Source organism: Polymorphospora sp. A560, from assembly GCF_045781765.1.
In the GTDB taxonomy this organism is placed as follows: Bacteria; Actinomycetota; Actinomycetes; order Mycobacteriales; family Micromonosporaceae; genus Polymorphospora; species Polymorphospora lycopeni.
Genome location: NZ_CP122282.1, coordinates 7,458,016 through 7,478,088, shown reverse-complemented (window position 1 = coordinate 7,478,088; position 20,073 = coordinate 7,458,016). Strand labels below are relative to the sequence as shown.

19 protein-coding genes are annotated in these 20,073 nt (G+C 73.5%); 8 read left to right on the top strand and 11 right to left on the bottom strand.

The window, feature by feature from the left end; genetic code table 11:
- Nucleotides 1-98: 98 nt before the first annotated feature.
- Both QCD66_RS33715 and QCD66_RS33710 read left to right on the top strand, forming a co-directional pair.
- Nucleotides 99-1,448 (top strand): trypsin-like serine peptidase, encoded by a 1,350-nt coding sequence (locus tag QCD66_RS33715; RefSeq protein ID WP_375735158.1) that lies wholly within the window; start codon nucleotides 99-101, stop codon nucleotides 1,446-1,448.
- Nucleotides 1,449-1,457: 9 nt separating this feature from the next.
- Complete coding sequence (locus QCD66_RS33710; RefSeq protein ID WP_364211157.1) at nucleotides 1,458-2,243, top strand: phosphatase PAP2 family protein; 786 nt, start codon at nucleotides 1,458-1,460, stop codon at nucleotides 2,241-2,243.
- A gap of 25 nt (nucleotides 2,244-2,268) precedes the next feature.
- Here QCD66_RS33710 and nagA read toward each other — a convergent pair whose 3' ends face one another.
- The 3 genes from nagA to QCD66_RS33695 form a co-directional block, all read right to left on the bottom strand.
- Nucleotides 2,269-3,375 (bottom strand): N-acetylglucosamine-6-phosphate deacetylase, encoded by a 1,107-nt coding sequence (gene nagA / locus QCD66_RS33705; RefSeq protein ID WP_375735157.1) that lies wholly within the window; start codon nucleotides 3,373-3,375, stop codon nucleotides 2,269-2,271.
- Entirely contained in the window at nucleotides 3,372-4,247 is an 876-nt protein-coding gene (locus tag QCD66_RS33700; RefSeq protein ID WP_375735172.1) for an ROK family protein, read from the bottom strand. Before QCD66_RS33700 ends, nagA begins: the two co-directional genes overlap by 4 nt.
- Nucleotides 4,248-4,436: 189 nt before the next feature.
- A complete protein-coding gene (locus tag QCD66_RS33695; RefSeq protein WP_364211163.1) occupies nucleotides 4,437-5,366 on the bottom strand; it encodes a sugar isomerase in 930 nt (309 codons plus the stop codon).
- Between the two features lie 223 nt (nucleotides 5,367-5,589).
- Between QCD66_RS33695 and QCD66_RS33690 the strand changes: the two genes are divergently transcribed.
- From QCD66_RS33690 to QCD66_RS33675, 4 genes are all read left to right on the top strand, one after another.
- Nucleotides 5,590-6,375: a DeoR/GlpR family DNA-binding transcription regulator gene (locus QCD66_RS33690; protein ID WP_364211166.1), complete on the top strand. Its 786-nt coding sequence runs from the start codon at nucleotides 5,590-5,592 to the stop codon at nucleotides 6,373-6,375.
- Between the two features lie 187 nt (nucleotides 6,376-6,562).
- A complete protein-coding gene (locus QCD66_RS33685) occupies nucleotides 6,563-7,495 on the top strand; it encodes an ABC transporter ATP-binding protein (protein ID WP_375735171.1) in 933 nt (310 codons plus the stop codon).
- The gene (locus QCD66_RS33680) at nucleotides 7,492-8,505 is read left to right on the top strand and encodes an ABC transporter permease subunit (RefSeq protein ID WP_375735156.1); all 1,014 of its coding nucleotides are present in this window, start codon (nucleotides 7,492-7,494) and stop codon (nucleotides 8,503-8,505) included. Before QCD66_RS33685 ends, QCD66_RS33680 begins: the two co-directional genes overlap by 4 nt.
- A gap of 178 nt (nucleotides 8,506-8,683) precedes the next feature.
- Nucleotides 8,684-9,088, top strand: a complete 405-nt coding sequence (locus QCD66_RS33675; protein WP_375735155.1) for a DUF3263 domain-containing protein — start codon at nucleotides 8,684-8,686, stop codon at nucleotides 9,086-9,088.
- A gap of 23 nt (nucleotides 9,089-9,111) precedes the next feature.
- Here QCD66_RS33675 and QCD66_RS33670 read toward each other — a convergent pair whose 3' ends face one another.
- Nucleotides 9,112-9,324 (bottom strand): hypothetical protein, encoded by a 213-nt coding sequence (locus tag QCD66_RS33670; RefSeq protein ID WP_357535447.1) that lies wholly within the window; start codon nucleotides 9,322-9,324, stop codon nucleotides 9,112-9,114.
- A 297-nt stretch (nucleotides 9,325-9,621) separates the two neighbouring features.
- Here QCD66_RS33670 and QCD66_RS33665 point away from each other — a divergent pair, with 297 nt between their 5' ends.
- On the top strand, nucleotides 9,622-10,848 hold the full coding sequence (locus QCD66_RS33665; protein WP_375735154.1) for an ice-binding family protein: 1,227 nt from the start codon (nucleotides 9,622-9,624) through the stop codon (nucleotides 10,846-10,848).
- A gap of 20 nt (nucleotides 10,849-10,868) precedes the next feature.
- Here QCD66_RS33665 and QCD66_RS33660 read toward each other — a convergent pair whose 3' ends face one another.
- On the bottom strand, nucleotides 10,869-13,166 hold the full coding sequence (locus QCD66_RS33660) for an AAA family ATPase (RefSeq protein ID WP_375735153.1): 2,298 nt from the start codon (nucleotides 13,164-13,166) through the stop codon (nucleotides 10,869-10,871).
- A 181-nt stretch (nucleotides 13,167-13,347) separates the two neighbouring features.
- On the opposite strand from QCD66_RS33660, the gene QCD66_RS33655 reads away from it, so the two are divergent.
- Nucleotides 13,348-13,923 carry a hypothetical protein gene (locus QCD66_RS33655; RefSeq protein WP_407566921.1) on the top strand — a complete coding sequence of 192 codons (576 nt, stop codon included), beginning with the start codon at nucleotides 13,348-13,350 and terminating at the stop codon, nucleotides 13,921-13,923.
- 22 nt (nucleotides 13,924-13,945) lie between these two features.
- On the opposite strand, the gene QCD66_RS33650 is transcribed toward QCD66_RS33655, so the two are convergent.
- The 6 genes from QCD66_RS33650 to QCD66_RS33625 are packed head-to-tail and all read right to left on the bottom strand — an operon-like array spanning nucleotide 13,946 to nucleotide 20,037.
- Nucleotides 13,946-14,410: a hypothetical protein gene (locus QCD66_RS33650; protein ID WP_357535454.1), complete on the bottom strand. Its 465-nt coding sequence runs from the start codon at nucleotides 14,408-14,410 to the stop codon at nucleotides 13,946-13,948.
- A gap of 38 nt (nucleotides 14,411-14,448) precedes the next feature.
- Nucleotides 14,449-15,252 carry an ATP/GTP-binding protein gene (locus tag QCD66_RS33645; RefSeq protein WP_364211184.1) on the bottom strand — a complete coding sequence of 268 codons (804 nt, stop codon included), beginning with the start codon at nucleotides 15,250-15,252 and terminating at the stop codon, nucleotides 14,449-14,451.
- A complete protein-coding gene (locus tag QCD66_RS33640) occupies nucleotides 15,230-15,709 on the bottom strand; it encodes a DUF742 domain-containing protein (RefSeq protein ID WP_364211187.1) in 480 nt (159 codons plus the stop codon). The genes QCD66_RS33645 and QCD66_RS33640 overlap by 23 nt, the downstream gene beginning before the upstream one ends.
- Nucleotides 15,706-16,185, bottom strand: coding sequence for a roadblock/LC7 domain-containing protein (locus QCD66_RS33635; RefSeq protein ID WP_357535458.1), 480 nt, complete (start codon nucleotides 16,183-16,185; stop codon nucleotides 15,706-15,708). The genes QCD66_RS33640 and QCD66_RS33635 overlap by 4 nt, the downstream gene beginning before the upstream one ends.
- Nucleotides 16,182-18,818: a nitrate- and nitrite sensing domain-containing protein gene (locus QCD66_RS33630; RefSeq protein ID WP_407566920.1), complete on the bottom strand. Its 2,637-nt coding sequence runs from the start codon at nucleotides 18,816-18,818 to the stop codon at nucleotides 16,182-16,184. Before QCD66_RS33630 ends, QCD66_RS33635 begins: the two co-directional genes overlap by 4 nt.
- Nucleotides 18,805-20,037 (bottom strand): hypothetical protein, encoded by a 1,233-nt coding sequence (locus QCD66_RS33625; RefSeq protein ID WP_407566919.1) that lies wholly within the window; start codon nucleotides 20,035-20,037, stop codon nucleotides 18,805-18,807. Before QCD66_RS33625 ends, QCD66_RS33630 begins: the two co-directional genes overlap by 14 nt.
- Nucleotides 20,038-20,073: the final 36 nt, after the last annotated feature.

The window sequence follows — 20,073 nt, the reverse complement described above, 5'->3', positions numbered from 1 at the left end:
ACACAGTGGCGAGATCACCGGCTTTGTGGCATCTGACGGTTTCTGCCGTCGGCATGTCGCGCACAGGACACACGGGAGACACAGGTATGCGGCGGACGGTGGCATGGGTTGTCGGAGCGTGCACGGTGGTGGCACTGGCCGGGGTGGCGGCGGCGGTGGGGCAGCCCGCCGAGCGGCCGACCTGGTCGGGCACGGAGACGTCCGCCACCGGTACGCCCGACCCGGCCGACCGGGTCGAGGAGGACCCGCCGCTCCCCGAGCCGGACCGCGCGGCCACCGCCCCAGCCGGGCGCGACCGGACGGCGCCGCCCACCGGCCGCGACGAGAACACCTCCGCGCCCGCCGGCCGGGACCGGATCGGCACCCTGAAGACCGTCGACCGGGTGCTCGGCTACCTCGACGGGGAGACCTCCACCACACTGCGCTACCCGGGCGCCGACTACGTCAAGGTGCACTTCGACCGGCTCCTGATGCTGCCCGGCGACCACGTCACGGTGGCCAGCCCGGACGGCACCGAGGTGCACCGCATCGACGGCGACCCGGTCGGCGGGGTGGTCGACGCGCTGCGCGGCTCGCCGGCCGGCCGCTGGGCGATGTCGGTCTCCGGCGACACCGCCGTGGTCACCCTGCACCGGGCCCGCCCCGACCTGCTCGGCCTCGGCTCCCGGCTGGCCGGGCTCGGCGTCGGCATCGACCGGGTCGCGCACGGCCTCACCGCCGCCGACCGGGAGAGCGCGGCAGCGGCGCCCGGCGCCGCCGGGCCCGGCCGGGAGGAGAGCGTCTGCGGCCGCAACGACTCCCGCGACGCGATCTGCTACCGGTCCAGCGACCCGGTCGCGTACGAGCGCTCGAAGGCGGTCGCCCGGCTGCTCATCAACGGCACCGAACTGTGCACGGCGTGGCGGCTCGGCCCCACCAACCGGATGATGACCAACCACCACTGCTTCACCAGCTCGGAAGAGGCGTACCAGACCGAGGTGTGGTTCAACTACCAGTGCGCGGCCTGCGGCGGCTACGAGGTGTTCCGGAGCACGAAGGTGTGGGGCGACCGGGTGCTGAGCACCGACCGGACGCTCGACTACACGCTGTTCACCGTCGAGGACTTTCCGGCCGTGGAGAAGTTCGGTTACCTCGAACTCGACCTGCGCCGGCCAGCCCGTGGCACCGAGCTCTACATCCCGCAGCACCCGGGCGGCGACCCGACCGTGATCGCGATGTCCAGCGACCGGGACGCCAACGGCACCTGCGCCGTCGACAACCCGAGCTACGACGGCTACGGGACCGCGTCCGACATCTCCTACCACTGCGACACCGAGGGCGGCTCGTCCGGTTCGCCGGTCATCTCCCGGGCCAGCGACAAGGTCATCGCGCTGCACCACTTCGGCGGCTGCCCCAACTCCGGGGTCCGCATCGATCTGATCCACGAGCGGATCCGCCAGCACCTGTAGCCTGGCTGCGTGCAGTTGACCCGGACGGTACGGCAGATCGCCGGGCTCACCCCGCGCCCGGTCCGGCCGGCCGGCTGGTGGCTCGACGGGGTGCTGCTCGTCGCCACGGCGGCCCTGACGCTCGCCCTGGCGAACGGGTTGTTCCTCGACACCGACATCGCCGTACGGGACTGGGTCGACTCGCACCGGCCGGAGGCGGCGTACTGGACCGCCCGGGTCTTCAACTTCCTCGGCCAGGGCGGTTGGCTGCTGATGCCGGTGGCCGGCCTGCTCGCCGCCGCGCTGGCCTGGCGGTCCCGGTCGGTACGGCCGGCACTCGTCTTCGCCGGCGGGTTCCTGATCACGTACGCGACGATCGGGCCGATGAAGCTGCTGCTGCACCGCGGCTACCCGCACAACGAGGACGTCGCGCACCCGGAGCGGCTGTTCAGCGACCCGACCGAACACGCCTATCCATCCGGGCACGTCGCCAACGCCATCGTCTGGTACGGCGTCATCACCCTGCTGCTCGCCGGCCTGCTCCGGCACCTCCACCGGCCGGACGTCTCCCCGGCGGTCTACCGCACGATCCGGGTGGCGCCCCCGGCGATCGTCTTCTGCACCACGACCTACCTCGGCTTCCACTGGATCACCGATTCGATCGCCGGATTCCTGCTCGGCCTCCTGCTCTCCCGCCTGCTCAGCCGGGTGCCCTGGGACGACCTCCCGCTGCCGGCGCTGCCCAACGGGTTCGACCGGCCGGCGATCTTCAACCAGCCGGCCGCACCCGTGGAGAAGCCCACACCGGTCTCCTGACCCGGCCCGGTGCCGGGCGTACCGGTCAGATCCAGGCGCCGGCGCGCATCACCCGGACCACCCGCAGTTCGTCGTCGAGCACCACCAGGTCGGCGCGGCGGCCCGGGACCAGCGCCCCGACCCGGTCGTCGACCCCGATCGCCCGGGCCGGCGTGGTCGCCGCCATCCGGACCGCGTCGACCATCGACACCCCGGCACCCACCGCCTGGCGCAGCGCCGCGTCCATGGTCAGCGTCGACCCGGCGATCGACCCGTCGCGAGTCAGCCGGGCCACCCGGTCGGCGACCGTCACCGACTGCCCGCCGAGTTCGTACTCGCCGTCCGCCATCCCGGCGGCGGCCATCGCGTCGGTGATCAGCACCGCCCGGTCCGGGCCGGCGGTCTGGGCCGCGAACGCCAGCGTCCCGTCGTGCAGGTGCACCCCGTCGGCGACCAGCTCGCAGAACACGTTCGGCGCCCCGAGCAGGGCGAAGACCGGCCCCGGCTCGCGGTGGTGCGGCTGGCGCATGCCGTTGAAGAGATGGGTGCCGACGCAGGCGCCGGCCGCGACCGCCGCCAGCGTCTGCTCATACGTCGCGTCGGTGTGCCCGACCGCCGCCACGATCCCGTGCGAGACCAGCAGCTTCACCGCCTCCAGCGCCCCGTCCCGCTCCGGCGCGAGGGTGACCATCCGCAGCGTGCCGCCGCTCAACTCGATCAACTCGGTGAGTTCGTCGGCCGACGGGTCACGCAGGAACTCGGGATTCTGCGCACCGCAGCGCACCGTCGACAGGTACGGCCCCTCGTAGTGCACCCCGGCCAGCACCCCCTCGCGGACCAGCGGCGCGAACGCCGCCGTCGCCGCCCGCATCAGCTCGTACGACGAACTGACCAGGCTGGCCAGCAGCGTCGTCGTACCGTGCGCCAGGTGGAACGCCGCCGCGCCGCGCGCCGCGTCGACGTCACCGGTCGTGAACGTGTGCCCGCCGCCGCCGTGGGTGTGGATGTCGACGAACCCCGGCACGATCCAGTGCCCGTCACGCACGCTCGGGTATTCGGCGACCGCGTTGACCCGGTCGCCGACGACCTCCACGCAGCCCTGCCGGATCACGCCGTTCGGCGTCACCACCTTGCCACTGACGCGTACGGTCACGGAGCCTCCAGAGTGTCGAGGGCGAGCAGGGCGGCCCCGATGCAGCCGGCCTCGTCGCCGAGAGTGGCGCGAACCAGTCGTGGCTCGCGGTGGAAGGTCAGCCGCTGGCGCAGGGCGGCGCGCAGCGGGTCGAGCAGGGCGGCGCCGGCCTCGGCGAGTCCACCGCCGAGCACCACCACCGCCGGGTCGAACAGGGCCTGGGCGACGAGCAGGCCGTCGGCCAGCGCCTCGACGGTCTCCCGCCACACCTTCCCGGCGACCGGATCACCCGCGACGGCACCGGCGGCCACCTGGGCCGCGGTCGCCGGCGTACCGGAGAACTCGGTGTAGCGCCGGCCGACCGCCGCCGCCGACGCGATCGACTCCAGACAGCCGTACTGCCCGCAGCCGCAGCGCAGGCCGCCGGGGCGTACGACGATGTGGCCCAGTTCGCCGGCGGCGCCGTGCGCCCCCGCGAACGCCGACCCGCCGACCACGTGGGCGGCGGCGATGCCGGTGCCGATCGCGACGAACAGCACGTGGTCGCTGCCCTGCCCGGAACCGAGCCGGGCCTCGGCGATGCCGCCGACCCGCACGTCGTGGCCGAGCGCCGCCGGCCGCCCCAGGCGCGCCGCCACCAGGTCCCGCAGCGGTACGTCACGGAAGCCGACGTTCGCCGACCAGCGGGCCACGCCGGCGGCCTCGTCGACGACCCCGGGTACGGCCACCCCGGCCGCCACCACCTCGAGCCCGTCGGCCCGCGCCTTGTCCGCCAGCCCTTCGGCGACGTCGAGGATGGTGCCGATCACCGCCTCCGGGCCCCGGTCGGCGCCGGTCGGGTGCCGTTCGGTGTGGTGCACCCGGCCGTCGGGCCGGACCAGCGCACACTTCATCCCGGTGCCCCCGACGTCGAGCGCGACGACGGCGGTTCCGGTCACGGTGTCCCCTCGCTGCGCTCGGTGCCACCGTGCTTTGTGCTGAGCCTGATGGCGACCTCGCTGCGCTCGGTCACGCTGCCCCCTCGCCGCGCCCGGTGCCACCGTGCCTTGTACTGAGCCCGATGGTCACCTCGCTCCGCTCGGTCACGTGAGAACGACGGAGCGGGTCAGGTGGCGGGGTGCGTCCGGGTCGAGACCGCGGCTGGTGGCCAGCGCGACCGCGAACCGCTGGGCCAGGATCAGGTCGGCCATCGGGTCCAGCGGCTTGCGCCCGGCGACCCACCGGCCGAGTACGGAGTGGACCCCGCTGGTCCGGCTGTGGACGAACGCCGCACCGGTGGCCTCGACGTCGAGCGAGAGCCCGTCGGGGATTTCGCCGAACGCCCACACCGCACGGCCGGGCGCCGCGATCGAGATGGGGCCGTGCCGGTAGTCCATCGCCGGATAGGCCTCGGCCCAGAAGGTGGCCGCCTCCCGGCACTTCAGCGCTGCCTCGTGGGCGAGCCCGATCGTCCAGCCCCGGCCGAGGAAGGTGGCCTGCTCGATGCGGGCCGGGTCGATCGGCAGCGGTGCCCGTACGGCCACCTCGGCGTCGGCGGCCGCGGCCGACAGGTTTTCGCCGAGGCTGGTGCGCAGCAGCGCGAGGGCGCTGGTGGCGAAGCGGGTCTGCACGACCGACCGTTCGTCGGCGAACGGAATCGGCACCGTGTCGGTGGCCACGTCGACCACCGGCGATGCCGGGTCGCCGACGACGACCGACGTCGGGCAGGTGCCGTGCAGGTCGTTGAGCAGGTCGAGTACCTCGGTGGTGGTGCCGGACCGGGTGATCGCGAGCACTCGGTCGTAACGTCGGCCGACCGGGAACTCGGACGCGGGGAAGGCGTCGGTCTCGCCGTGGCCGGCCCGCTCGCGTAGGCCCGCGTACGCCATCGCCATGAACCACGAGGTGCCGCAGCCGACCACGGCGACCCGTTCGCCCCGGCGGGGTAGCGCGTCGGTGGACGTTGCGGCGACCTCGGCGGCCTGGCGCCAGCAGTCGGGTTGGCTCGCGATCTCCGTGTCGACGTAAGCCATGGAAGCACTCCTTTGCCGAGACCACTGCGCGCCGGACGGTGGCGCACCGAACCCTGCTGCTTGATACGGCTCGGTACGAGGGTCTTTCGAGCGTCATTGTGCGCGAAGTTTCCGGGGCCTGGCAACCATGTGACGAGATCGCGCACCCTGCGGGCTTTGCGTGGCGCAGTTTCGCGCACTATCGTGCACGCAACTGCTCACCGTTCGTGCAGAGAGGCATTCCGTGGACCGGTACGCGCGCTGGAACGCCCTGCTCGAACTGCTCACCGAGAGCGGTCGGGTGAGCGTCGAGGACGCGGCCGAACGGCTCGACGTCTCGCAGGCCACCATCCGGCGTGACTTCGACCAGCTCGCGCAGCAGCAGATGATCACGCGTACCCGGGGTGGCGCGGTCGCCAACGGTGTCTCCTACGACCTGCCGCTGCGCTACAAGACGGCCAAGCACTCCGCGGAGAAGCAGCGCATCGGCGCCGCCGCCGCCGGGCTGGTCTCGCCCGGCATGGTGGTCGGTCTCAACGGCGGCACGACGACCACCGAGGTCGCCCGGGCGCTCGCCGTACGCGCCGACCTGAACACCAGCGCCGACGGCGCGCAGCTGACCGTCGTGACCAACGCGCTCAACATCGCCAACGAGTTGCTGGTCCGGTCGCGGATGAAGGTCGTCGTAGCCGGCGGCGTCGTACGGCCGCAGTCGTTCGAGCTGGTCGGGCCGCTCGGCGGGGCGCTGCTGCGCGAGGTCACCCTCGACGTGGCGCTGCTCGGGGTCGACGCGATCGACGTACACCTCGGCGCGGCGGCCCACCACGAGGGTGAGGCGTCCATGAACGCCCTCATGGTCGCCCGCGCGAAGCGGGTCGTGATCATCGCCGACTCGTCGAAGCTGGGCGGGCACGCCTTCGCCCGGATCTGCGCGATCGAGCGGGTGGAGACCCTGGTCACCGATTCGGGGGCCGACCCGGTGACGGTCGAGGCGTTCCGGGCCGCCGGGCTGACGGTCATCTGCGCCTGACGGCCTACCTTTCTGTCCCCTGTCCGGGGAAGGGTGAGCGTGGCTTGTGCATACCGAGTATGGTGCCCACGTCATCGGAACCGAGGCGGGGAGGCCGAACTTGGTCGCCGTACTGGAAATAGAAGGTCTACGAAAGACGTACCGGAGCAGACGCCACGGCGTCCGCCAGGCGCTGGACGGGTTCGACATGCTGGTCGAAGCCGGTCAGGTGCACGGCTTCCTCGGCCCGAACGGGTCGGGCAAGACCACCACCCTGCGCACCCTGCTGGGGCTCATCCGGGCGAACGGTGGCCGGATGAGCATCCTCGGTCACGAGGTGCCGGCGGCGCTGCCGGCCGTCGCCGGCCAGGTCGGCGCGATCGTCGAGAGTCCGCAGTTCTTCCCGTTCTTCAGTGCCAGCGACACCCTGTCGCTACTCGCCGACGCCGGCGGGGTGGCCCAGACCCGGGTGGCCGAGGTGCTCGAACTGGTCGGCCTGCGGGACCGGGCCGGTGAGCGGGTCAAGACCTATTCGCTGGGCATGAAGCAGCGGCTCGCGGTCGCCTCCGCCCTGCTGAAGAACCCGAAACTGCTGATCCTCGACGAGCCCGCGAACGGCCTCGACCCCGGCGGCATCCGGGAGATGCGGTCGCTGATGGCCAACCTCGCCAGGTCCGGCATGACCGTCGTGCTGTCCAGCCACATCCTCGGCGAGGTGCAGCAGATCTGCGACTCGGTCACCATCATCTCCCGCGGCCGCCGGGTCGCGGCCGGGCCGGTCGCCGAGGTGCTCGCGCAGCACTCCGCCACCGAGATCCGGGTCCGCCTGGAGGCCGTCACCGACCTGCCGATCGCCGCCGACCTGCTCACCCGGGCCGGCGCGCAGGTCACCACCTACCGTGACCACCTCATGGTGGGCGGGATCGACAAGCCGGCCAGGGTGACCCGGGTGCTGGCCGAGAGCGACTTCTTCGTCAGTGAACTGACCCCGCTCACCGTCGACCTGGAGAGCGTCTTCCTCGAACTGACCGCAACCGCACCGGTGCCCGGCCAGAACCGGCAGGTCGACCAGTCCGTGGTGGTGGGGCCGGCCGGCGCGGCCGACGCCGGGGCGCCGAGCAAGGGAGCGTGGGGGGTATGAGCCTCGCGAAGGCGGAGTTCCGCCGGTTGTTCAAGCGCCGGGTGACCCGGCTGATGCTGGTCCTGATGGTGCTCGGGCTCGGCGCCATCGTGGTCTCGTTCTCCCTGGCCAGCCAGCCGACCGGCCCGGCGCAGCGCGCCGCCGCCGAGGCCAAGGCCCAACAGCAGTACGAGGAACAGGTTCGCTACCACCAGGAGTCGGTGGCCGACTGCGAGGCGGCGCAGGCGCGGGGCGAGAACACCGACGACCGCTACCCGCCGGACTGCGGCCGCGATTACGCGCCCCAGCGCGACCAGTTCATGGCCGAGTGGTTCCTGCCCTACCAGTTCGACTTCAAAGCCGAGTTCGGCATCTTCGTCTCGGTGTTCGCCGGGATCGTCGCCCTGTTCGGGTTCATCGTCGGCGCGTCGTATGTCGGCGCCGAGTGGAACACCGGCGGCATGATGAACCTGCTGCTCTGGCGGCCCCGGCGGCTGCCGGTCCTGCTCACCAAGCTCGGTGTGCTGCTCGGCAGCGTGCTCGGGATCAGCGTCGTACTCGGTGCCCTGTGGACGGTCGCGTTCTGGCTCATCGGCAAGTTCGACGGCACGGTCGCGGGGATGACCGGTGGCACCTGGCAGTCGCTCGCGATCACCGGTGCCCGGGGGATCGGTCTGGTGCTGGCGGTCACCGCCGTCGCGTTCGGCCTCGCCTCGCTGGGCCGGCACACCGCGATGGCGCTCGGTGCCGCGGTCGGGATCGGCGTGGTGAGCGAGATCGGGCTCCGGATCGCGCTGAACATCGTCGGCGTGTCCTTCCCCGACCGGTTCGTGCTGTCGAGCTACGCGGTGGCCTGGTTCAACAAGTCGTACACGCTCTTCGACTGGAACTCGTGCCAGTTCACGATGGGTGCGTGCGAGCCGGCGGAGTGGGTGGTCACCTGGCAGCAGTCGGCCGTGCTGTTCGGCGTCGGACTGGTGGCGGTTCTCGGCGCGGCACTGTGGACAATGCGTAGTCGAGACATCACCTGAGAGTATTCTTGGTGGCGTGGGGCGGGGTCCGGAACCCGCCCCACCTGGGCGTCTGGTGCGCGGTGCGCGGCAGGCGGCTAGGCTGGTGAGTCCGTTCGCACATCAGTGCCACCGACGCCCGGGGGGCGCTATGAAGTCATCCGCCTCCGGCGCTATGAAGTCGTCCGCCTCCGGCGCTATGAAGTCATCCGCCTCCGGCGGCAGGAAATCGTCCGCCTCCGACGCCCCGGACCTCCGGCCGCCGGACGGCGCGGCCGAACCGGCCGGCGTGCCTGGTCCCGACGGGCCGGCGGGTGCGGGCGATGCCACCGGGGCCGGTGCCCCGCCGGACGGGGCGGCGCGGCCCGAGGTTCCGCCGCTGACCGACCGCGAGCTGCAGGTCCTCGCCTTCGAGCAGAAGTGGTGGAAACACGCCGGCTCGAAGGAGCAGGCGATCCGCGACGCGTTCGACCTGTCGGCGACCCGTTATTACCAGATCCTCAACGGGCTGCTCGACAACCCGGCCGCGCTTGCCGCCGCCCCGGTGCTCGTCGCCCGGCTCCGCCGGCTGCGCTCCACGCGGGCCCGCACCCGCCGGCGCTGATCATCTGCCGGTTCGGCGCGGGCTCACTTCTCGTACGTGCGCAGCCCGTTGCCGAGCGCGATGAACGTCGGGGCCCATTCGCCGATGAAGATGCCCCACCGGTCGGCGCGGTCGATGCCCGCCGACTCGAGTTTGCGGGAGCAGGCCCAGCTCAGAAACGACAGGCCGATGCTCGCGATGCCCGCCATGTAGCAGTGTTCGGCCCGAAGGCCGGCTTCGTGCAGTCGCTCCAACATCCGCGGTGAACCCTTCGGTCGTGGAAACGGCGCCCAGTGGCGGAACATCACCCGGTGCGATGTCCCAGTGGTGGACCCGCTGGTGCCACTCGGCTTCACGCTACATTCGGTCACCATCCGACTTCGGTCGGTCGTGAGAATGCTTCGTGATGTGTCGCCCCAGTGGTCTTCGCCGGGGCGACCAGGTTTGACCGACAGACGTAGGGGGAGCCCGTCGGTGGTCCGGCACCGCCCGCCAGGCACCGGTGGGCGATCGCGAGGGTGGGCCAAGCCATCCGACACCGAATGGGATATCCGATGACAGTCAACGCTGCGCTCCGGGCACGCGCCCGCCGTGGCCTGAGAGGGCTGGGTCTGGTCCTCTGCGGCACGTTCGCCTCCGGCGTGGTCCTCGCGCCGTCGCCCGCGTACGCGGCCAACGGGCCGGTCCCGCTCGGCGCGGCCGACCGCTATGCCGTACTGGCCGGGGAAACGGTGAACAACGTCGGCAACTCCGTGATCGGCGGTGATCTCGGCGTGGCACCCGGCGAGACGCTGACCGGATTCCCGCCCGGGGTCGTCAACGGCGAACGGCATCCCAACGACGAGTCGGCCCAGCACGCCCAACGCGACCTGGCGAGCGCGTACGACGACGCGAGCAACCGGGTGTCGACCGACCCGACCGGCACCGAGCTGGGCGGCAAGACGCTCGCACCCGGCGTCTACACGTCGACCGACGCGGTGGCGCTCACCGGCACGCTCACCCTCGACGCCCGGGGCGACGCGAACGCGGTCTTCGTCTTCCAACTGGCGACCACCCTGGTCACCGGCGCGGACAGCCAGGTGCGGGTGGTCAACTCGCCCCGGCCGCTGTGCAACGTCTACTGGAAGGTCGGTACGTCGGCCACGTTGGGCTCCGACACCGAGTTCGTCGGCGTCATCATGGCGCTCGACTCGGTCAGCCTCAACCCCGGTGCCCGGGTCACACCCGGCGCGGTGCTGGCCCGCGACGGCGCGGTCACCCTCGACGAGAACACCGTGAACCGGGCGAGCTGCCTTCCGGCCGCGTCGCCTGGTGCGTCGGGCGTGCCGGGTCGACCCACGCCGTCGGTGTCCCCGTCTCCCTCACCGTCGGTGTCGCCCTCGCCTTCGCCGAGCCCGTCACCGTCGCCGTCCTCGCCGAGCCCGTCACCGTCCTCGTCGTCACCGAGCCCGTCACCGTCGAGCCCGTCGCCGTCCTCCCCGAGTCCGTCGATCTCGTCGTCCTCGCCGAGCCCGTCCCCGGCGGGGCCCACGCCGACCCAAGCTCCGGCATCGCCGGCCGAACCACCCGCACCGCCGGCTCCGGCCCAGCCCGAACAGCCGCCCGTCCAGCCCGAGCAGCCGGCCCAGCCCGAACAGCCCGTCGTGCCGGAAGAGCCGGTCCTGCCTGAGCAACCCGTCGTGCCGGAACAGCCGGTGATGCCGGCGGAACCGGGACAACCGGGGGCGCCCGGGCCGGCGGCCCCGGCCGTACCGAACTTCGAGGTCCCGCAGGGGCCGTGACCGGGCGGCCCGGCGCCGGGTCAGCGGGCCGAGTGCTTGTCGGCGTAGTTGGCCAGCCAGGCGACCTGGACCGGGTCGAGCGAGGGGCGTACCCGTGCGCGGGCCGCGGCGACGTGCGCGGCGGTGACCGTCGACGCCTCCAGTGACTCGCGCATCGCCGCCAGCGCCGCCTCGCGGACCAGGGCCGCGCAGTCGGCGGCCGAGAACCCGTCGAGTTCGGTGCCGAGTTCGGCCAGGTCGACGTCGTCGGCGAGCGGCACCGTCCGGGCCGACGCCCGCAGGATCTCGGCCCGGGCGTCGGCGTCCGGCGGCGGGACGTACACCAGGCGTTCCAGCCGGCCGGGGCGCAGCAGGGCGGGATCGATCAGGTCGGGCCGGTTGGTCGCCCCGATCACCACCACGTTGCGCAGGGACTCGACCCCGTCGAGTTCGGTGAGCAGGGCGGCGACGACCCGGTCGGTGGTGCCGCCGTCGGTGGCCTGACCGCGTACGGGGGCCAGCGCGTCGACCTCGTCGAGGAAGACCAGCGTCGGGGCGGCCTCCCGGGCCCGGCGGAACAGTTCCCGGACGGCCCGCTCGCTCTCGCCGACCCACTTGGAGAGCACCTCGGCGCCCTTGACCGACAGCACGTTGGCCTTGCCGGTGCCGGCGAGCGCGGTCACCAGGAAGGTCTTGCCGCAGCCGGGCGGCCCGTAGAGGAGCACGCCGCGCGGCGGCCGGACACCGAGCCGGGCGAACGTGTCGGGATAGGTCAGCGGCCACAGCACCGATTCGGTGAGCGTCTCCTTGACCTCGACCATGTCGCCGACGTCGTCCAGCGTGACGGTCGCTATGTCCAGGGTGGACGAACCCATCGACGTCGGCCGGACCACCTCCAGGGCGGCCTCGAAGTCGGCCATCGCCACCGCCGGGGAGGGCGCCTCCTTCTGGCGCAGCGCCGCCCGCACGCCGGCCTCGCGGGCCAGCGCGGCCAGGTCGGCCGCGACGAACCCGGGCGTACGGCCGGCGACGTCGTCCAGCCGTACGTCGTCGGCGAGCGGCATGCCCCGGGTCAGTACGGTCAGCTGCTCGCGGCGCAGCGCGTTGTCCGGCAGCGCCACGGTGATCTGCACGGCGAGCAGGTCGGGGGAGCGCAGCCCGACGTCGACCGACTCCGGGTGACTGGTGGTGCAGACGACGGCCGCCCCGGCGGCGACCGTCTCGGCGAGCAGTTGCCGGAACACGGTCGCCAGCGGGCCGGGCTGGTCGCGGGGGACCAGCGCGTCCACGTCGGAGACCAGCAGCACCGCCGGGCCGCCGGAGCGGACCGAGGCGGCGGCCTCCCGCAGCCGGCGGGCGGCGGCGTCGTTGGTCAGCGCGGCGATCTCGGGCGCCCACAGCGCCACCAGCCGGGCGCCGACGGCGGCGCTCACGGCCCGTACGAGGGCGGTCTTGCCCGATCCGGCGGGGCCGCTGACCAGCACGCCGAGCGACACGGTGGTGCCGAGCCGGCCGAGCACCTCCCGGTGGTGGAACCCGAGGTCGAGCAGTTCGGTGAGTTCGTGCGCCTGGGCGCGCAGGCCGGGCAGGTCGTCGACGCTGGGCGCCTCGACCTCGTCGACGGCGGCCGGCGCCGGGGCACCGCCGCCGGCGGGCGTCGTGGCGTACGGCGAACCGCCGGTGCCCCGGCCGGCACCGGCCACCGGCCCGCCACCGACGGCCAGCCGGCCCGCGGCCGCGGCGCCGGGCATGTTGCCGTGGGTGACCTGGCCGCCCTGCCAGCCGACGCTGGTGTCCATGGTGACCAGTGCGGCCTGCGCCGGCTCGGCGGCGGCGACGGTGAGCAGGGTGCTGGTCCAGGCGTACCCGACGGTGTTGGCCAGGCTGCGGCGGGCGGCCTCGACCAGGGCGCGGGCCGTGGCGTCGGGCAGCACGTCCTGGGGCAGCAGCGACACGTCGTCGCCCTCGGTGACGACCTTGCCGAGCAGGGCGAGGCGGAGCATCTCCGGGCTGACCGCGGCGACGATCTCCGGCGGGCCGGCGAGCGTCACCCGCCGGGCCGGTACGACCGGCGTGGGCGCGACGGTGACCTGGCCGCCGTCGCGCAGCCCGAGGTTGCCGAGGATGAGGTCGTCGGCGTAGAGCAGGGCGCGGCTGGCGGTGTGCTCGGCGCGGGCGGCGATCCCGGCGGTCACCCGGCGGCCGGACAACCGCACCGGATCGCCCGGGTGCAGCCCGAGGGCGGTGAGCACCTCCGGGTGCAGGCGGACGATGCCGCGGCGGGCGTCGAGCGCGGCCGGCCGTAGGCTCGCGGTGAGGGTGAGGTCGTGATCCGCCACCCGCCGAGACTATCCGGCCCGGGGTGACCCCGGGCCGTACGGCGGCCGGTGTGCCGTACGGCCGGGTCGCCGCCCCGCCGTCCGGACGCGGCGGGATGGTGCCCGAACAGGCGCTGGTGCCCGACTGGCCGGGGGCTCACACTCGCGGAGGACTTTCGTGAGATCGCCGGGAGGCTCGAAGATGATGCAGCGTCGCGCGCTGGTGGCCCTGGCCGTCGTGGGCGGGCTGGCCCTCGCCGGGTGCACCGGCGACGACGAGCCGGGCCCGACGATCGGGTCGGCGGCGGCGGATGGCGCGGTGGGCCCGACCCGGCCGGCCGTCGACAGCGACATCAGCCCGAAGGGGATGGGACCCTATTTGGTCGGCGTCAAGCTCGCCGACCTCCAGACCGCCGGCCTGGTCGGTGACACCGAGAAGGCCGAGGGCTGCCCCGACCTGGCCCTCGGCAAGGGACTGCCGGACTACGCGGTGCCGGCGCTGGCCTTCGACGACGGCCAGTTGGTGCACCTGACCGTGAGCACCCCGGCGGTGCGTACGACCGAGGGTGGCCGGGTGGCGATGACCCGCGCCGAGGTCGAGGCCAACCACCCGGACGGCCGGCAGGTGGCCGGCCGGGCCGGGGCGTCCGGATGGCTGGTGACCGAGGACGCCAACGGCCTGCTCTTCCGGTTCGACGGCGAAAACCGGGTGGAGTCGATCGAGGCGGGCGACTCGGCGGCGCTCCAGCGGAGGTTCACCAGCGGCCGGGAGTGCTGACCGGCGCCGGTGAACCCGCCGGTCACCGTTCGTTCTCGTAGCCGTCCAGCAGCGACGGGTCGCTGCGGATGAGTTCGGCCAGCCGGGCGGCCGACCGGCCGGTCGCGGCGCTGTCGGCCGGTCCGGTCCACGGCTGCCCGGTGCCGGCCGGCCAGGCCGGTGGCGCGGCCGTCGCGGCGCCGGGTGCGTGCGTGGCCGCCGGCGCACGGACGTCCGTGGTGGCCGGCCCGACGGTGACGGTCACCTCGCCGGCGGTCCACTGCACGCGCAGCAGGGCGGCGGACGCGCCGGTGTGCACCGACAGGGTGACGGCCATGTCCGGGTGCCGGGATACGACCTCCCGTACGGCCGCGGTCACCTCGTCCGCGGGCGTGGGCCCGGCGGGTGGCGGCGGCTCGGGGGCGGGCGGCGCTTCGGCCGCCAGCCGGCGCTTCAGTTCGTCGCGCCGCGCCAACCGGGCGAGCGCGTCGTCCAGTTCACCCCTCATCCGGTGTCACCTTTCTCGTCCGCGTCCCGACCACCTCGTCAGGACTTCTTCTCCTTGACCGCCCGGTCCAGGGCGCGGTCCAGGACAACCAGCAGAGCGTCGCGTACGGACAGCCGGTCCCGTGCGTCGAACGTCAGCAGCGGGACGTGTCGTCCGATCGCGAGCGCCCATCTCACCTGTTCGAGATCATGCGCCACGCGTCCGTCGAACGCGTTGACGGCCACCACGAACGGCAGCCGGGCGCGTTCGAAATAATCGACGGCCGGGTAGCAGTCGTCCAGCCGGGAACTGTCGACGACCACCAGCGCCCCGAGCGCGCCGCGGACCAGGTCGTCCCACATGAAGCCGAAGCGGGCCTGCCCCGGGGTGCCGAAGAGATAGAGCTTCAGGCTGTGGTCGATCGTGACGCAGCCGAAGTCCATGGCGACGGTGGTGGTCGTCTTCGCCGAGCGGCTGCCCGGATCGTCGACGCCGATGCCGGCCGAGGTCATCTCCGCCTCGGTGGTCAGCGGGTCGATCTCGGAGATCGCGCCGACGGTCGTGGTCTTGCCGACCCCGAACCCGCCCGCGATGACGATCTTGACTGGGATGGGTGGGGTGGCCCGGCGGCCGCCGGCCGGCGGTGCCGCCGTCCCGATCCGGGGTGCCGGCCGGTCGGCGGGTGCACCGTGACGCGGCGGCCCGCCCGGCCGGGGCGCGGCCGGGTCGGCGTCGCCGGCGGCTTCGAGCCGCCCGGTCGAACCGTCCTGGATCGCCGGGCCGTAGCCGGTGGTGTGCCCACGTGGCGTGCCGTAGATGGTGGAGCCGGCCCGTGGCCGGTCAGGAGATCGCACGGAGTCCATGGATCACTCGCAGAATCGTCTCGGGATCGTATGGGTCCGCCACGTCGGCGGTGTGTACGTCGAGATGGCCGGCCGCGCTCAGGTCGCCGACCAGGACCCGGGTGACGCCCAGGTGCAGTCGCAGCCGGGCCGAGATCTCGGCGACCGACAGCGGCACGGCGCACAGGTCGACGATCGCCTGAAGCTCCGGGGCCAGACTCGCCAGCGGCGGGGCGGTCCAGGCCACCCCGCCGAGCCGGGCGGTCACCTGCGTCTCCAGGCCGATCGCCGGATCGGTGCTGTTCACCCGGCCGGCGGTCAGCACGAACGGGCGCAGCCCGCCCGGCACGACCGGGGCGGTCTCGGCCCGGCCGGTCGTGGCCTCCGGATCCGGCGCGGGTTCCGGTGCCGACCCGCGCAGGTACGGACGTACCCGGAAGGACGGCTCCGGCACCTCGTCGCCGGCGGACGGGGTCATGACTGGACGGAGTTCTTCAGTTCGACGATCAGTCGCGGTGTCAGGGCGCTGCCGGCCCGGCTGGCGAACAGGGTCATCTCGTACGCCACCGTGCCCAGGTTGGCCGACCGGTCGGCGATGACGCCGAGCACCGAGCCGCTGCTGATCGACGCGACCAGCAGGTAGCCGTCGGCCATGTCGACGATCACCCGGTTGAGCGGCCCCAGGGAGTACCAGCTCGCTGCCCCGCCGGCCAGGCTGGTCATGCCGGAGACGACGGCGGCCAGCCGCTCCGCGTTCGACCGGTCCTTGATCGCCGACATCGCCATCAGCAGGCCGTCGGACGACACCGCGATGGCCTCCAGCACCCCGGCGGTGGTCGACGTGAACGAGTCGAGTAGCCAGTTGAACGTCTTCGCCTCGGGACTCAGCTGTCCGGCCGTACCCGGCCGGGAATCCTGGCGTTCCACGCTCTCGTGGATGAAGGGGCTGCTCATCGTGGTGATCCCTCTTCGCTGCGGTGTTCTGAACTGACCTCACGCAGTGCGCGTTCCACGCCGGACTCGAACTGCGTGACGAGATGACGTACTTCTTCCGGGTCGAGCGGCCGGTGCGCCCGCGGGGCCCGGTGCCGGACCGCCACCGGCGGCAGGCGCAGGCTCGCCCCGGGGATCCGCTGGGTCAGGACGGTCGTACCCGCTCCCTGCTGCTCGGCCCGCCGTACGCCGGACTCGAACTCCTCGACCAGGGCCCGCACGGTCAGCGGGTCGGCCGGCGCGGGCGGTGCCGCGGGCGGGCCGCCGACCGAGACGGGCAGTTGCGCGCCGGGCACCCGCTGCCGCAGCACCTGACCGGCCGGGGTGGTGGCCGGTGGCCGGGCGGGCGGCTCGTCCGCCGTCGACGCCGCGGCGGACCGGCCGGCCACGGCGGGTGCCAGCCCGGGGAGCGGTGCGGGTTCGGCCGGCGGTGCGGGTTCGTCGGCGGCGGGTACCGGGGCGGCGAACGCGTTCCACGGCTGCCCGGACTCCAGCGACCGGCTGGCCCGGGTCAGCGCGGCCGGGTCGAACAGCCCCGCGCCGGCCGGGATACGTCCGGCCCGGTCCGGCCGGCGGCTGGAGGTCCGGGCGGGCAGCCCGTCGGACGTCAGCGCGGGCGCCGCCGGCAGCGCGCCGGCCGGCCGCAGCTGTGCGGCCGGCAGCGCCTTGGCGCCCGCCGTGCCGGGCCGGGCCGCCACGACCAGCGGCGGTTCCGGCCGGGTGACGGGGGTCGGTACCGGACGGCCGGTCACCAGCAGCCGGGCGGCAATGTCGACGTCGGCGGTGACACCGCCGCCGGGGGTGGGGCTCAGCGCGACGCCCAGCCCGTGCCGACGGGCCAGCCGGCCGACCACGAAGAGACCGAGGAGTTCGGTCGGCACCAGGTCGAGCCGTTCGCGCCGGGTGATCCGGGCGTTCTCCTCCGCCATCCGCTCCGGCGACATGCCGATCCCGTGGTCGATGACGGTGACCCGTACGCCGTCGTGGCGCGGTTGCGCGGTGACGCTGACCCGGGTGTGCGGCGGCGAGAACGACGTGGCGTTCTCCATCAGTTCGGCGAGCGCCAGCACGAGGTCGCCGATGGCACCCGGCGCGACCAGCACCTCCGGCGGCACCCGTACGTCGACCCGCGGGTAGTCCTCGATCTCGCCGAGCGCCAGCCGTACGACGTTCGCCAGCGGCAGCGGGGCGACGTACCCGTCGGCGCCGGTCGAGCCGGAGAGCACGACCAGGCTGCTGGCGCTGCGGCGCAGCCGGCTGGAGACGTGGTCGAGCCGGTAGAGGTTCTGCAGCCGGGTCGGGTCGGTCTCGTCGTGTTCGAGCCGGTCGATCAGCGCGATCTGCCGGCCGACCAGGTTCTGGGTACGCCGTCCGACGTGCCCGAACATCTGCGCCACGTTGCGCCGGCTGGCCACCTGCCGTTCGACCAGCCGGGTGGCGGTGCCCTGGACCCGTTCGAAGGCCCGCGCCAGGTCGCCGATCTCGTCGCGGGCGTCGACGTCGACGGGGTCGAGGCGCACCTGCTCCACGACCTCGCTCTCCTCGTCGGAGATCCGGACGAGTTCGGCCTCGGCGACCCGGGCGACGCGGTCGGCGGACTGGGTGAGCCGGGTCAGCGGCCGGGCCACCGCCCGGGCGACGGCGGTGCTGAGCAGCACCACCGCGGCGAGCACCAGCAGGGCGAGGGCGCCGATGCCGTACGCGAGGAGGAGTTCGGTCTGCTGGCGTGCGGTGACCTCGCCGAGGACGTCGGTGATGATCTTCTGTTCGACGAACTGGCCGAGGGTGATCAGCGACTCGACGGCCGGGAAGAGCGTGGCGAGTTCGAGGCCGGCGATGGCGCCCTGCGGGTCGGTGCCGAAGGTGTCGAGGAAGTCGGGGCTGGTCCGGGCCCCGGCCGCGACCTCGACCAGCTGGTACAGCTCGTTCTGCTCGGCGCTGGCGTAGAGGCCGAACCGGCCGATCGAGACCTGGAGGGCGGCCATGTTGGCGATGTAGGCCGTGATCGCGCCGGCGTTCTTCGTGCCGACCACGACCACGAGCCAGCTCGCGCCCGCGCTGATGCCCTCGTCGGCGCGCAGTACGGCGTCGAGCGCGACCACCTGCCGGCCCTCGTCGGCGGCGGTGTCGATTCCGTCGAGCAGCCGCAGCGAGTCGACGAGCCGCTGGTTGAGCGCCGAATAGCCGGCCATGATCGCATCCGGGCTGGCGGTGCGGTCGAGCACGTTGGCGCGCAGGTCGGCGAGGTACTGGACCCCGTCGACCGCCTCGGCGACCCGTTCGGGTGGCGTGCCCTCGTAGTCCGCGGCCAGGTCGGCGACCCGGTCGCCGACCTGTGCCGTCTGCAGTAGCAGGCGGGACCGGTCGACGACGCCGAGCAGATACCCGATCGACAGCAGTCGTTCCCGTTGCAGATCCTGCACCAGGGTGCCGATGTGACCGGCGAGGCGCACCGAGCGGGCGGTGTCGGCGGCCCGGCCGGCCTGGGTCACCTGGTCGACGACCATCGGTACGGCGAGACCGGCGAGGCTGAGTAGCGGAACGATCAGCAGCAGGGCCAGCTTGCCCCGGATGCGCAGCCTACCGAGCAGCACCGCTGTGCTCCCACTGCTTCGGCGCCGGGGTGGTGTCGGCCGGGGTCGGGTGGCCGGGACCGGGGGGTTCCGGCGTGCCGCCGGGCCAGTGCCTCGCCACCGCGCCCGCCCGGCCGGCGGGTGCCGGGTCGCCGGCCGGACCGGACGGTCCGGCACCGGGCGCGGGCGGGGCGGTGCTGCCGCGGCGGCGGCCGGCGGCGACCAGGAAGACCAGGAAGACCAGGAGCGGAGCGTGGCCGATCAGGAAGAGGGCCACGCCGGCCGCGACCGTCACCAGGCGAGCGGTGCCGAGGCCGTCGACACGGGCTTCGAGCAACTGGTCGATCTCGGTGAGTACGGTCGCCGACAGCGCCGCCGCGGCGGCGTGCACGACCACCCGGGCGGCGGCGACGGCCGCCGGGTCGGGCAGCGCGTCGCCGGTGTTCGGGTTGCCGGTGTCCAGGGTGGCGGCGGCGCCGAGCGCCTCCACCGCCTGCTGGTAGGCGTCGAGTTCACCGAGCAGGTTGCCGCCGAGGGTGCCGCTGTCCGTGCTGTCGACGGCGAGCTGGAGGTTGGTGACCAGGTCGTGGGCGGGGTCGAGGACCTCGGCCCGGGCGTTGCTCAGCTCGCCCGCGGTGCGGACCAGTTCGGCCTGTGGCCGGGCGGCGGCGAGCACCGCCAGGTCGGCGAGCCGGCCGGCGGCGACGACCGACTCGGGCAGTTCCTCGCCGGCGCTGTCCTGGAGCTGATAACTGTCCGGGTCGGGGTCGCGGACCAGGCCGGAGGTGTCCCGAACCTTGGCGTACAGGGCGAGTAGCAGGTCGGTGGCCTCGGTGTACGCCGTGTACGTGGCCTCCGGGTAGGTGTGGCTCCGGTCGGACAGCGATTCGATCTTGGCCCGTACGCCGGCCCACCGTTCGTGGGTGCGCAGTTCGGTGCCGAGCCGGGCGTCGACCGTGCCGCCCTCGGCGACGGCCCGGTTGAGCGCGTCGCGGGGCACCGGCTGGCCGGCCACCGCGGCCGACTGGGCGTCGACGAGCGCGAGGGTGATCTGTCCGAGCGCCCGCAGGTATTCGACCCCGGCGCGTTCCCGTTCGGCGAACGCCGCCTTCTCGTCGGTCCCGCGCCATGCCTGTACGGAGAGGACGAGGGTGGGCACCAGCAGCGTCACCGCGAGTAGCAGGCGCGGGAGCAGTCCCGACATCCGCCGGTCGGGCGACCGCTCTGCTGGAAGTGTCATCGTCTTCCCCCCTCGGGCGACGTGAAAGGCGCAGGC